Source organism: Pantoea ananatis LMG 2665, from assembly GCF_000710035.2.
Lineage (GTDB): Bacteria > Pseudomonadota > Gammaproteobacteria > Enterobacterales > Enterobacteriaceae > Pantoea > Pantoea ananatis.
Window position 1 is genome coordinate 61,067 of record NZ_JMJJ01000007.1, and the last position, 13,378, is coordinate 74,444.

13 protein-coding genes are annotated in these 13,378 nt (G+C 54.6%); 5 read left to right on the forward strand and 8 right to left on the reverse strand.

Annotation, left to right across the window (positions count from 1 at the left end):
* Window positions 1–49: 49 nt before the first annotated feature.
* From aroB to pilM, 7 genes are all read right to left on the reverse strand, one after another.
* Window positions 50–1,138 carry a 3-dehydroquinate synthase gene (gene aroB, locus EL29_RS16590; protein ID WP_014594780.1) on the reverse strand — a complete coding sequence of 363 codons (1,089 nt, stop codon included), beginning with the start codon at window positions 1,136–1,138 and terminating at the stop codon, window positions 50–52.
* 38 nt (window positions 1,139–1,176) lie between these two features.
* Window positions 1,177–1,698, reverse strand: a complete 522-nt coding sequence (gene aroK, locus EL29_RS16595; protein WP_013027507.1) for a shikimate kinase AroK — start codon at window positions 1,696–1,698, stop codon at window positions 1,177–1,179.
* Between the two features lie 363 nt (window positions 1,699–2,061).
* Window positions 2,062–3,333 (reverse strand): DNA uptake porin HofQ, encoded by a 1,272-nt coding sequence (gene hofQ, locus EL29_RS16600; protein WP_071999637.1) that lies wholly within the window; start codon window positions 3,331–3,333, stop codon window positions 2,062–2,064.
* On the reverse strand, window positions 3,266–3,658 hold the full coding sequence (locus tag EL29_RS16605) for a HofP DNA utilization family protein (protein ID WP_028715874.1): 393 nt from the start codon (window positions 3,656–3,658) through the stop codon (window positions 3,266–3,268). Before EL29_RS16605 ends, hofQ begins: the two co-directional genes overlap by 68 nt.
* Window positions 3,645–4,133 (reverse strand): HofO family protein, encoded by a 489-nt coding sequence (locus EL29_RS16610; RefSeq protein ID WP_028715875.1) that lies wholly within the window; start codon window positions 4,131–4,133, stop codon window positions 3,645–3,647. Before EL29_RS16610 ends, EL29_RS16605 begins: the two co-directional genes overlap by 14 nt.
* A complete protein-coding gene (locus EL29_RS16615; protein ID WP_028715876.1) occupies window positions 4,126–4,668 on the reverse strand; it encodes a PilN domain-containing protein in 543 nt (180 codons plus the stop codon). Before EL29_RS16615 ends, EL29_RS16610 begins: the two co-directional genes overlap by 8 nt.
* Window positions 4,668–5,471, reverse strand: a complete 804-nt coding sequence (gene pilM, locus EL29_RS16620) for a type IV pilus biogenesis protein PilM (protein WP_028715877.1) — start codon at window positions 5,469–5,471, stop codon at window positions 4,668–4,670. The genes EL29_RS16615 and pilM overlap by 1 nt, the downstream gene beginning before the upstream one ends.
* 116 nt (window positions 5,472–5,587) lie before the next feature.
* Here pilM and mrcA point away from each other — a divergent pair, with 116 nt between their 5' ends.
* Window positions 5,588–8,140, forward strand: coding sequence for a peptidoglycan glycosyltransferase/peptidoglycan DD-transpeptidase MrcA (gene mrcA / locus EL29_RS16625; protein ID WP_014604852.1), 2,553 nt, complete (start codon window positions 5,588–5,590; stop codon window positions 8,138–8,140).
* 55 nt (window positions 8,141–8,195) lie between these two features.
* Here mrcA and nudE read toward each other — a convergent pair whose 3' ends face one another.
* Complete coding sequence (nudE, locus tag EL29_RS16630; RefSeq protein WP_013027514.1) at window positions 8,196–8,762, reverse strand: ADP compounds hydrolase NudE; 567 nt, start codon at window positions 8,760–8,762, stop codon at window positions 8,196–8,198.
* A 382-nt stretch (window positions 8,763–9,144) separates the two neighbouring features.
* On the opposite strand from nudE, the gene EL29_RS16635 reads away from it, so the two are divergent.
* From EL29_RS16635 to hslO, 4 genes are read left to right on the forward strand one after another with little or no spacing between them, the layout of a single operon-like run.
* The gene (locus EL29_RS16635) at window positions 9,145–11,280 is read left to right on the forward strand and encodes an intracellular growth attenuator family protein (protein ID WP_013027515.1); all 2,136 of its coding nucleotides are present in this window, start codon (window positions 9,145–9,147) and stop codon (window positions 11,278–11,280) included.
* Window positions 11,281–11,336: 56 nt separating this feature from the next.
* Complete coding sequence (yrfG, locus tag EL29_RS16640) at window positions 11,337–12,002, forward strand: GMP/IMP nucleotidase (RefSeq protein WP_370620537.1); 666 nt, start codon at window positions 11,337–11,339, stop codon at window positions 12,000–12,002.
* Window positions 11,999–12,400, forward strand: coding sequence for a ribosome-associated heat shock protein Hsp15 (gene hslR, locus EL29_RS16645; protein WP_013027517.1), 402 nt, complete (start codon window positions 11,999–12,001; stop codon window positions 12,398–12,400). Before yrfG ends, hslR begins: the two co-directional genes overlap by 4 nt.
* A gap of 45 nt (window positions 12,401–12,445) precedes the next feature.
* Window positions 12,446–13,312 (forward strand): Hsp33 family molecular chaperone HslO, encoded by an 867-nt coding sequence (gene hslO / locus EL29_RS16650; RefSeq protein ID WP_013027518.1) that lies wholly within the window; start codon window positions 12,446–12,448, stop codon window positions 13,310–13,312.
* Window positions 13,313–13,378 lie beyond the last annotated feature (66 nt).

Below are 13,378 nucleotides of genomic sequence, written 5' to 3' on the forward strand. Positions count from 1 at the left end.
ATCCCGCACTGCGCACCTGCGCGCCGCGTCACCACTTACCTGCTTAATATCAAGATTTCTGGCAATCATTAATTGCAGCCATCACCATATCATGAGCCACGCCACCGCGCACTTCAGCGCGACCAATGGACAGCGGCAGTATCAGACGCAATTCACCGGCCAGCACTTTTTTGTCACGCATCATATGCGGCAAATAGTCCTCTGCCTGCATCTCTACCGGCCCGTTCACCGGTAAACCGGCCCGCTGCAGTAAAGCAATGATGCGATCGGTGTCCTGTGCGCTGAACTGGCCCAGACGTTGCGCCGTGCGCGCCGCCATGACCATCCCGGCAGCAATCGCCTCACCATGTAACCAGTTGCCGTAGCCCATATGGGCCTCAATGGCATGACCAAAAGTATGACCCAGATTCAGTAATGCGCGCTGACCGTGCTCGTGCTCATCTGCGGCAACGACCTCCGCCTTCAACTCGCAGCAGCGGCGAATACACCAGGCCAGTGCAGATTCATCCAGTGCCAGAAGCCCATCAAGATTCTGCTCAAGCCACTGAAAGAATTCACCGTCCAGGATAATGCCATACTTGATGACTTCAGCCAGACCGGAAGCCAGTTCACGTGGCGGCAGTGAACGAAGACACACCGTATCGATCACCACCGAGGCGGGCTGATAAAACGCGCCGATCATGTTTTTGCCAAGAGGATGGTTAACGGCCGTTTTGCCGCCAACCGATGAGTCAACCTGCGACAGCAGCGTTGTCGGTACCTGAATAAAGCGCACGCCGCGCTGATAGCTTGCCGCAGCAAACCCCGTAAGATCGCCAATGACACCACCGCCAAGCGCCACCAGCGTAGTATCACGGCCGTGGGGTTTTTGCAGTAGTGCGGTAAAGACCTGATCCATCACGGTCAGCGTTTTATACTGCTCACCGTCGGGCAAAATCACCTGATCCGTTTTCACCCCCGCCGCCTTCAGCAGAGCCGATACCTTATCCAGGTAGAGCGGTGCCAGCGTCTGGTTGGTCACCAGCATGGCATTGTCACCCGCTTTTAACGGCCAAAAAGAAGCCGGATCGTTAAACAGTCCGGCGGCGATAGTGATGGGGTAACTACGTTCCCCCAGTGAAACGGTGATCTTCTCCATGATGCTCGATACCTGTCAAAGAGCCTTCAAACGTTGGATCAACTTTTTTCCAACATGTGGATAATCTGATTCGCCACCACTTTTGCACTTTGATCGTCAGTGCGGATAGTGACGTCGGCGATCTCTTCATAAAGCGGGTTACGTTCACCTGCCAGCGCTTCAAGCACTTCACGCGGCGGTGATTCTACCTGCAGTAAGGGGCGTTTTTTATCACGCTGTGTACGTGCCAGTTGTTTCTCAATAGTGGTTTCAAGATACACCACGACGCCGCGAGCGGAGAGACGATTACGTGTTTCCCGGGATTTTACGGAGCCACCGCCTGTCGCCAGGACGATGCCCTGCTTCTCGGTCAGTTCATTGATGATTTTTTCTTCACGATCGCGGAAGCCAGCTTCGCCTTCAACGTCAAAAACCCAGCCCACATCCGCTCCGGTGCGTCGCTCAATTTCCTGATCGGAATCGAAGAACTCCATATTGAGTTGCTGAGCCAACTGACGGCCAATAGTGCTTTTGCCGGCACCCATCGGCCCAACCAGAAAGATATTGCGTTTCTCTGCCATTTTGTCGGTATTACTAAGAATTCGTTAATGATACCCCGCTTTCAGCATTTTGCTGGCGGGACAGGAACTGAGACCTCATGAGCGTTAGCAAGAGTCAGACGAAAAATTATCTCAACACTCAAGGCTGTTTGGCAACCGATTATATTGCTTACAGCACATCCATTTCTGAATTGGCCCGTCGTTCGCGAAACTGTAATGCGTCAGTACAGCGTTGTGACATTACGGCGAGCAGAGGAATTCTTTCATCTGCTTGCCTGGTTTTTCCAACACAGACGCTTACAACGTGTTAAAAATCGCTAAACCTTGTAAGCTAATTCCAGCCCTGCGTCAACGCAGTTGGACTTTATGGGCACATTTTCCGTTTTATCGTGCCGAAAGCGCTGCTTCCCTGACCAATCGCGGCGTCATGAAAATGACCAGCTCACGTTTTCTCTGCTCTTCTGCATGCTGCCGAAACAGGCTGCCCACAACAGGAAGATTACCGAGCAGCGGAACCTGGCGCTGCCCGCGAGTGCGCTGCTGATGAAAAATTCCCCCCAGCGCCAGCGTTTGCCCGTCACTGACCGTGACCTGAGTTTCAATTTCCTGCTTATCAATGGACAAAACCTGTGAATCGCCGGTCTGAACCGCCCGACCCGGCACGTTCTGACTGATGCGTATTTTGAGCTGAATGCGGCCATTGCCTAAAACGGCAGGCGTGACCTCCATGCCCAGCACTGCCTCTTTGAACTCAATGCTGGTCGCTCCGCTGTTGCCGGCAGAGACTTCATAAGGGATTTCAGTGCCTTGCTTAATGGACGCCGTTTGTTGGTGGGAGGTAAACAAGCGCGGACTGGCGATAATTTCCACCTGATTTTCCTGCTCCAGAGCGCTGAGTTCTAAATCCAGAAGTTTGCCGCCAATCCGCGACAGCGTGACGCCCACAGACACGTCGTGGGAATTCAGCCCCAATGGAATATCAAGTAAAGGATGACGTAATGCACGATTTATGACATCGCCTTCGTTATACAGCCGCCAGTTGACGCCCAGTTCATGCAAGTGCTCTTCGCTGATGGTGACGATATGCGCCGCCAGTTCCACCTGCTCCAGCGGGACATCCAGCGCACGTATCCAGCGCGCAGTCTCCTCAAGCGCCAACGGGCTGTCGCGCAGCAGTAGGCTGTTGGTCCGGCTGTCAACCGTTGCACTGCCGCGCGCGGTCATCAGCGATGGCCGTTCACTCTGCAGGCTGCGATGGACGTCGCTGGCACTGGCATAGTGCAGGGAGATCCTGCGTTGTTGGAGCGGCTGTTGCTGTAACGCTTCGGCCTGTTGAGCCTTTTCGGCCTCATGCCGTTGCTGCTGCCAGCTCTCAGGATAAACCAGCAGAACGTTCTCCTCTTCCAGTAAGGTCAGGCGAGCCATACGGCCGACCAGCGACAACGCCTGTTGCCAGGGTACATTCTCCAGCCGCAATGACAGTCTTCCCTCAACCTCAGGCGAAATCATCAGGTTAATGTGCTGATAATCAGCCAGCGCCTGCAAAACGCGTTCAACAGGTGCATCGTCAAATGCCAGGCTTAAGCCGTCATCGTGGCTGGCGTGAGCGGGCGTCAGGCAGAGCACCAGCCACGTCAGAATCGCTGTCCTTATCATGCAGGCTTCCTTTGAGACGAAAGGTGAAACGTTGAGATGAACAACTGCCCGGTACTGACAGCTCAAGGGTACGCGACGTGAACTGCACGGTTTGCCACGGCCCCATCGGGAAAGGGCGATCGCTGAGAACCTTCACGCCGTGACCCTGCGGCGTCACCAGCCAGCCCTGAAACCTCGGCGCACGACCCACAATGCCCTGTAAGCGCCATTCGCTGAGCGGCTCAACGTCTGCCAGACAAGCCGTACCGGGAAGAGGACGAAAAGGATCGCGCGCATGAACGGCACCGCAGCAGAGCAATACCAGGATGACGCTAACGGGCTTCATCGGATTGCAGCCAGAGTTGCGCGACCAGATGCGCCGGATGTGCGGTGAGTTGAAAACGCCCCGGAAATGCCGTCGCTGATTGCGACAACGCTGAAAACAGCGGTTGAAACTGCACCCATTGCAGGTGGAACGTCAGCACCCTCGGCTCTTCATCAGTAAGCCACTGCATTAACTGCGTCCCCCGCTCCGCGATGATGGCCTCCAGCGTGCGTGGCGCTGCAGGTTGTCTTGCCGTTTCCAGCACCAACTGAGCCTGTAATGTCGCAATGTCAGGATGCTGAGCCAGCTGAAACTGCCGCTGTTGCACCCGCTGCTGCTGCTGCGCCAACTGAAGCCGGGCTTCGTGCGTTACCCGCCGCTGCGGCTGCAACAGCATCCACCAGGCAATAAAGAACAGCCCAAAGGCTGCCGCCAGCAGGCTGAGATAGCGAAGCGGCCAGGTTAACTGTAACCAGTGCTGCATAGCGTTACTCACTGACTTCCTCCTTGAGTGTAATGCGCAGCATGAAGTGGTAATCCCCTTCTGGCTGGCGCTGCACATTGCCCTGCCGAATCTGTGCAAAAAAAGCCACGCTCGTTAAGCGCTGACGAAAATGGCGGATAGCCTGCATCTGCAGTGCCCTGCCCTCCAGCAGCAACTGCGCATCGTGCTTTTCCAGCCGCGTTAACCACAGCCCATCGGGCAGCATGACCGGCAGGTCCTGCCAAAGCTGCTGCCAGACGCTGAATTGCCTGGACTGCTGACGAAGCCAGATGCGCTGTTGCTGCAACCCGTCCAGCTGTTGCAGCAGATGTTTTTGCTGCTCTGCTCGCGCAACAAGGCGCTCAAGAACAGGACTGAGTTGAGCATGCTGCCGCCGGACATGAATGAGAGCCTGATGTTCCTGCCAGTACAACAGCAGCACCGCCAGCGTTAAGAGCAGTAATGTCAGGCCCAGCGCGATAATGCTCTGGCGCCGTTGACGCTGCCAGCGCCACGCCCGCCAGGGTAAAAGATTAACCGCCACCATCAGCGATCCTCCTTTCGCAGCGCCAGCCCGGTTGCCAGCGCGAACGCACCGGGATTGTCAGGTAAAGGCGGCTGATAGCGAAGTGGCTGGAAGGGTGAAAAAGGACGCGTACCCTCAGGAGACGAGAGGTTGTCGGCATCGCAATAAAACAGGTGGCTTGCCTGCGGAAAGGCCTGCTCACGCAGAGCCGATAACCCGTCCACTTCAGCCAAAGATGCTGCACTGATGCCGTCACTCCACAGGTAACGTGCATCCTGTCGTAAAACCACTACACTTCCCGCTGCTAATTGCGCCTGCTCAGTCACCATTTTTAGCGCATGCGTAGCCAGTTCAAACACGCGGGGCTTGAGTCCTGCCTGCGTCAGCGGGGCCAGCCACTGTTGCACCACATCAAGCCGGGCTGCCGTAATACACAGCTGGTTATGAGTGGGATCGAGACGGTAATCCAGCGCCAGTTCGCGCACGTCAACGGGAAAAAGGCGTTGGGCCGCCGCCTGGATGAAACGGCTTAATGCGGGTTCTTTTAACGGCAGTTCGGGAGGGGAAAGCGGCTGCTGCAATACCAGCTGGGCAGGCAGGCCCACACGCAGTGAGTAGCGTAGAGGCAAGCGCTTGCGCCAGCGGGTTAACACGGTCAGCAATTCAGGGGAAGATTGCAGCACGCCGTTTCTTAACGTATCTTGCGCCAGCCGCTGCTGCCACCAGTGGCATAACTGCCAGCCCTGGCGGCGACGCAGGATGGCAATGGCGCAGCACTGCCTGTTCTGGATATCCAGCCCAATTTGCCAGGTGTGCAAAGTCATGCGCGCGATCTCCTTATCGTCCAGAAAAATGGACATATCAAAGCGTCTGGCTTGCCTTTATACTACTGCGCGGTTGCTTATAAACTGCCCAAACGACAACAGATGGGAAATCTCAGGTGAAGTTCGTAAAGTATTTATTGATCCTTGCAGTGTGTTGCATCTTGCTGGGAGCTGGCTCGATTTATGGTTTGTACAAATACATTGAGCCACAGCTGCCCGACGTTAACACGCTGAAAGATGTGCGTTTGCAAACCCCTATGCAGGTTTACAGCGCTGAGGGCGATCTTATCGCTCAGTACGGTGAAATGCGCCGTATACCGCTTAGCCTGCAGCAGGTTCCGCCTGAAATGGTGAAAGCGTTCATTGCCACGGAAGACAGCCGCTTCTATGAGCATCACGGTGTGGATCCCATCGGGATTTTTCGTGCTGCCAGCGTTGCGCTGGTGTCAGGTCATGCCTCTCAGGGTGCCAGTACGATTACCCAGCAGCTGGCGCGTAACTTTTTCCTGAGTCCGGAACGCTCCCTGATGCGTAAGATAAAGGAAGCCTTCCTGGCGATTCGCATCGAGCAGTTGCTGAATAAAGACGAAATTCTTGAGCTGTATCTGAATAAAATCTATCTCGGCTATCGGGCTTACGGCGTGGGCGCAGCCTCACAGGTTTATTTTGGTAAGCCTGTCAATGAGCTGTCATTAAGTGAAATGGCGACCATCGCAGGCCTGCCTAAAGCGCCTTCGACGTTTAACCCGCTTTATTCGCACAGCCGTGCGGTAGCACGCCGCAACGTCGTCCTGGCCCGCATGCTGGATCAGCACTACATCACCCAGCAACAGTACGATGAAGCACGTAATACGCCTTTAGTGTCCACTTATCATGGGCCTAAAATCGTCTTCGCTGCGCCTTATCTGAGTGAGATGGTGCGTCAGGAGATGGTAAAACGTTATGGCAACAACGCCTATACCGATGGCTACAAGGTTTACACCACCGTCACACGTCGTCTGCAGCAGTCCGCGCAGGAGGCCGTTCGGAATAACGTGATGGCCTACGATATGCGCCACGGCTACCGCGGCCCTACCAGCGTGCTGTGGAAAGTTGGCGAGCCCGCGTGGGGACAGGCGCAAATTGTTAAGGCGTTAAAAGACCTGCCGTTATACGGCCCGCTTCACCCGGCCGTGGTCACACATGTCCAGAGCGATGAAGCCACCGTTATGATGAAAGATGGCAGCAACGTCTCGCTGACCATGGCAGGCGTGCGCTGGGCGCGTGCCTTTAAGTCGGACACGGCGCAGGGGCCAACCCCTAAGAGCATTACTCAGGTTCTGCAGCCGGGCCAGCAGGTTTGGGTGCGTCAGGTCGGTGAGACATGGTGGCTGGGCCAGGTGCCGGATGTTAACTCGGCGCTGGTTTCGCTGGATCCTGCCAACGGTGCCGTGCGTGCACTGGTGGGCGGTTTTGACTTTAACCAAAGCATGTTTAACCGCGCCACCCAGGCCCTGCGCCAGGTCGGTTCGAACATCAAACCGTTCCTCTACACGGCCGCGATGGATCGGGGATTAACCCTGGCATCCATTCTTAATGACGTTCCTATTTCCCGTTGGGATGCGGGTGCCGGGGCTGACTGGCGTCCGAAGAACTCTCCGCCGACCTACGATGGTCCGATTCGTCTGCGTCAGGGCCTTGGCCAGTCGAAAAACGTGGTGATGGTGCGTGCGATGCGTGCGATGGGCGTGGACTATGCTGCAGAGTACCTACAGCGCTTTGGCTTCCCGGCTCAGAATATCGTGCATACCGAATCGCTGGCCCTTGGCGCAGCCTCGTTTACGCCTCTGCAGGTCGTGCGCGGCTACTCGGTTATGGCGAATGGCGGTTTCCTGATTGATCCTTACTTCATCAGCAAGATTGAAAATGAGCAGGGACAAACCGTTTTCGAAGAAAAACCGAGAATTGCCTGTCCACAGTGCAACCTGCCCGTGATTTACGGTGAAACCAAAAAAGCGTTGGCGCTGAACGCCGAAAGCGTTGAGAACGTTGCGCCTTCCGCTCAGCAGCAAAACCAGACGGTGCCACAGCCTGAGCTGGAGCAGGTACCTGCACAGCCACAGTCAGGTGGCGAACAGCTGTATGCGCCACATGTGATTAATACACCGCTGTCATTCCTGATTAAGAGCGCGCTGAACAGTAACATTTTTGGCGAACCGGGCTGGATGGGAACAGGCTGGCGTGCCGGCCGCGACCTGAAACGTAATGACATCGGTGGTAAAACGGGGACAACCAACAGTTCCAAAGATGCCTGGTTCTCGGGGTACGGGCCTGGCGTGGTGACCTCGGTGTGGATTGGTTTTGACGATGCGCGCCGCGATCTGGGCCGCAGTACGCTTTCCGGCGCCATTCCCGATCAGATCTCGGGTTACGAGGGCGGCGCGAAGAGTGCACAGCCTGCCTGGGATGACTTCATGAAGGTTGCCCTGGAGGGCGTTCCTGTGCAGCCGCTGACGCCACCAGAGGGGATTGTGACGGTTACTATCGATCGCAGCACCGGCAAACTGGCCAACGGCGGGGGCAATACGCGCCAGGAATACTTTATCAATGGTACTCAGCCAACCGAGTATTCGGTACATGATGCAGGGACAACCATCATGGATAATGGCGAGAGCCACGAACTGTTTTAATCTTCAGGGGCGGCGCAAGTCGCCCCTGCTCACCGAAAACTGCTTTTACGGCCCATCAATAACTGATACGTCCCTGCTTCACCAGCCACTCACGCACCATAAACAATGCGCTGACGTTGCGTGCCTCGCGAAAATCAGGCTCCTGCAACAAAGCCAGCAGATTGCTCAACGGCCAGTGATGGACGACCAGCGGTTCAGGCTCATCGCCTTCCAGCTTCTCCTGATAAAGCCCTTCCGCCACCACAATATTCATCTTGCTGGAAAAGTAGGACGGCGCCAGGGTCAGTTTGCCCAGGGTGGTCAGTTGACCCGCACCAAATCCCGCTTCTTCTTTAAGTTCCCGATCGGCAGCCTGATTTACGGTTTCACCCGGATCAATTAAGCCTTTAGGAAAGCCCAGTTCGTAGCTCTCCAGGCCCACCGCGTACTCTTCAATCAGCACCAGGTGATCGTCAATAATCGGCACGATCATCACCGCTTCACGTTCCGAGGGCTTCATGCGCTCGTAGATACGCCGTGCGCCATTACTAAAGGCCAGATCTACCGCTTCAACAGTAAACAATCGTGACTTCGCCACGGTTTCTACATTGAGGATGTCCGGTTTTTTTAACGACTTTCTCATATCAGCCTCAAACTTGCTGCGCCAGCACTCAGGAACGAATTAGCATACCTAACCCTCCGCCATTGTGCGACTCTCAAGGCGCACGCGAAGCGTATGTTGTTTTTCTACGATAACATTGGTTTCTCAGGTACAAAAAATTTGTGTTAGTCAATATCTCACGCCAAAATTCAGACAATGCCGATACAATAACCTGTGCACTGTGGTTACTATTCTGGCAATGTGTGATGTAATAACGCCTAATTAAATGATTTACATTACTATTTCGTTTATTGTTAAACTTGTCAGCGTTGTTTAACCTCCCATAAGTCGTCTTAACTATCCGGCGCATCTGGGGATAATAAGTTTAAAGTGAAGGCAGTATTTTGGCTGAATTGAGCAAAGCATGAGCACAATAATTATTATATTGGCCGTAGTGCTAACCTGTTCAATTCTGGCAGGTATTGGATTTTGGTACGCTATGCGGCGCAGGCCGCCGTTGGCGAAACCGCTGCCATTCATTAGTCCGCCCTGCCGTAAACTTTCTGAGCGGGAGCGCAAGGCGGTTGAACAATACCTTGCCGCACTGGAAAAACAGCCCCGTATCCTCAGCCCGGGTGAAACCCGTCGTCGTCATGAAAAACTGGTGCTCACGGCACAAAGCAACAACGTTTACCCTGTTACGCGGGCGATAACCCGTTATGGCCTTTCCACGGACGATCCGCATAAGTGGCGCTACTACCTCGATGAAGTCGAAGTGCATTTGCCGCCGCTGTGGGAACAGTATATTACGGACGAAAACTACGTTGAGTTAATCCGCACCCAGTCGATCCCCTTGATCATCTCTTTGAACGGGCATTCTCTGGTGGATTACGCTATCGATCAGCAGTCGCTGCCCAATCTGATACGTCCGTCCTCCACCAACGCCTCGATCCGTAAAGCCGAAAGTGAAAACGTCGAGCTGGTACGAGTACGCAAAGAAACGCTGGAAGAATACCGACTGTCTCGTCCCGATGGCACGCGCGAAGCCGTAATTATCTCATTTGCCCTGCTGCTGTTTTTTATTGGTTTGCTGCTGCCCGCGAGCCTGATGATCTGGCTGTCCGTCCTTGCTGGCATGATGATTGTCGCCAGCCTGTGGCTGATGTATCGCGTACCGGGTGAAAATGGCCTGCGCGAAATTCACTGCTTGCGCGGGGCCCCTAAGCGCTGGGGCCTGTTTGGGGAGTCAAATCAGGAGCAGAGCAACATTACGCTGGGGATCATCGATCTGGCTTATCCTGCACACTGGCAGCCTTACGTCGCGCACGATCTTGGTCAGGTAACGGATGTCGATATTTATCTGAATCGTCAGGTAGTACGCCAGGGGCGCTTCCTTTCCCTTCAGGACGAGGTAAGGAATTTTCCGCTACAGCGCTGGCGGAAAAATGTTGTTCTTGCCGTTGGCTCGCTGATTGTTCTGGCCTTGTTGATCACCTGGATCCCCCTCAGTATGCCCATCAAACTCAGTCTGGCATGGGCTAAAGGGACGGAGAGCCTGGATGTGAATAGCGTAAACCAGCTGAGTCGTGAAGATCTTAAAGTAGGCGACAGCCTTAAGGTCACCGGAACCGGTATGTGTGCGGTACCGGACAACTACCAAAGCAACCGCACCTATACTTATATGCCGTTCGATTGCTCGCAAATTTACTGGAATAACGCCACACCGCTGCCGCTGCCCCACTCAGATATTATTGAGAAAGCCTCGGCGTTGCTGGACACCACCACCAGGCAGCTCCATCCTGAAACGAACACCGACCCCAAACTGAACCCACAGTTAGCGTCGGCGATTCAGAAATCAGGCATGATTCTGCTGGATGACTTTTCGGACCTCGTGTTAAAAACGCAGGCGCTTTGCAATCAGGCACAGGACTGTATGCGACTCAAAAATGCGCTGGTCAATCTGGGGAATGCCAAAGACTGGGACACCTTAGTCAGCCGTGCCGATTCTGGCCAGCTAAACGGGATGAATGTCCTGTTGCGTCCGGTCAGTGCGGAGGCGCTGGAAAACCTGGTGCACACGGCTACCTCTACCTTCTTCTTCCGCGAAACGCGCCGCGCCGCAGAGAACCTGAACAGCCCACCGCCAGGCGGGTTTGTTATCGCCAGTGATGAAGGGCATCAGCTCGTCAATCAGCCTCAGCCCGCCGTTCCTCTGTTTGATCTGGATGCGGGTTCGCAGTGGCAAGAGCTGCAGCGTCTGTCCTCCTTGTTGCTGCACACACCGTTTAGCGCTACAGGCATCATTACCGGCATTTATACCGATGCCAACGGCACGCGTCATATCGCCCTGCACAATGAGCCTGACGCCATGGCAAAATGGCGCTATCTGGGCGCCGCACTGTTGCTTATCGTGTTGCTGACCTGCGCCATTACCAACGGTCTGCTGGCACTGCGGCGCATCCATCTTAACCGCCAGCGAATGCTTGCTATCCAGCAGTATTACGATAAGTGCTTTAATCCCTCGCTTAACACTATACAGGGCGTGCGCTCCATATTCTGAGCCACCTGCAACTGTGCTACCCTGTTGCGCTGACAAGCAACGGGTGAATTGCCATGATGTTCAACGGGTCCGACATTGACACCGTGCTGCTCGATATGGACGGCACGCTGCTTGATTTGGCGTTTGACCGCTTTTTCTGGCTGGAGCATGTCCCCGACATCCTGAGCACCCAACGCGGCATCCCTGCTGCTCAGGCCCGGCTGATTATTGAAGAAAAATATCAGGCCGTAGCGCATACGCTAAACTGGTATTGTCTGGATTACTGGTCACAGGCGTTGCAGTTGGACATTCATGCCATGACCTGGGAACAACGTCACCGGGTCAGTATCCGCGCGGATACGCTGCCTTTTCTACAGGCACTGCGTCGCGCGGGTAAGCGCACCATCCTGCTGACCAATGCGCATCCCTGGAATCTGGATGTGAAACTCAAACAGACAGCTTTAGCACCACACCTTGATTTATTGCTTTCCACCCATACCTTTGGCTATCCGAAAGAAGATCAGCGTTTGTGGCAGGCAGTTGAGCAGCACACTGGCTTTGATGCATCGCGGACATTGTTCATCGATGACAGCGAAATCATCCTCGATGCCGCCAAATCATGGGGAATCGGCTGGTGCCTGGGCGTCAGTAATCCTGACTCTGGCCGTCCTGAACAACACTTTCAGCGTCACTGTGCGATCAGCGACTACCGCACACTGATTCCGTTCTGGGAGCAGCAATGAAAGAGAAACCCGACGAAGGCGTTCGTCTTGATAAATGGCTTTGGGCGGCACGGTTCTACAAAACCCGCTCGATTGCGCGCGAAATGATTGAAGGTGGCAAGGTTCATTACAATGGTCAGCGGAGTAAACCCAGTAAACTGGTCGAACGGGATGCTGAGTTAACCCTGCGTCAGGGCAATGAGGAGCGAACGGTCGTCATTGCCGAAATCAGCGAGCAGCGGCGCCCCGCCAGTGAAGCACAGCTGCTTTACCGCGAAACCGAAGCCAGTATTGAAAAACGTGAAAAAGTGGCTCTGGCACGCAAGATGAATGCGCTGACCATGCCCCATCCCGATCGCCGGCCCGATAAGAAAGAACGCCGCGATTTGATGAAGTTTAAGTTATCGGGCGATGAGTAAACCGGCTACTGAGCCGGTTATCGTCCGCCAAAAGAGAGAAAAACTATGTCTGTACAAGATCAACTGCGCCGCTATTTGTTTGAAAATGCTGCCGTCCGCGGCGAACTGGTTAATGTTTCAAACACCTGGCACGCTATCCTTAAAAATCACGACTACCCGCCAGCCGTACAAACGCTGCTGGGGGAGTTACTGGTGGCAACCAGCTTGCTGACTGCCACGCTTAAATTTGACGGTGAAATTACCGTGCAGCTTCAAGGCGATGGCCCCCTGACCTTAGCCGTGATCAATGGTAATAATCAGCAGGAGTTACGTGGCATCGCCCGCATGAAAGGTGACATTCCTGACGACAGCACGCTCAAAAGCATGGTGGGTAACGGCTATCTGGTTATCACCATCACGCCTGAAAAGGGCGAGCGTTATCAGGGCGTGGTAGGACTGGAAGGTGACACGCTGAGCGACTGTCTGGAAGACTACTTTATGCGCTCAGAGCAATTGCCGACCCGACTGTTTATCCGCACCAGCGACGCAGGCGCAGCCGGGATTCTGCTGCAGGTCCTACCGGCTCAGGACACGAGTAAAGATGACTTTGAGCATCTGGCGACGCTGACAGAAACCATTAAAACCGAAGAGCTGATTGATTTGCCTGCAACCGATGTCCTGTGGCGACTTTATCACCAGGAAGAGGTGACCGTTTACGATCCGCAGCCGGTTGTTTATAAATGCACATGTTCACGCGAACGCTGTAGCGAGGTGCTGAAAACCCTGCCGCAGGAAGAAGTTGACGAGATCATTGCAGAAGATGGCAAAATCGATATGAACTGCGACTATTGTGGATCGCATTACGTATTCGATGCGGTAGACATTGCCGGGATCCGCAGCAACTCCGTTGAGAACAGCAATCGACTTCACTGATCGGACCAGGGCGGTTATGCCGCCCTGCCTGCCTCACTGCTATGCCATTAATTTACTTAGCAAATT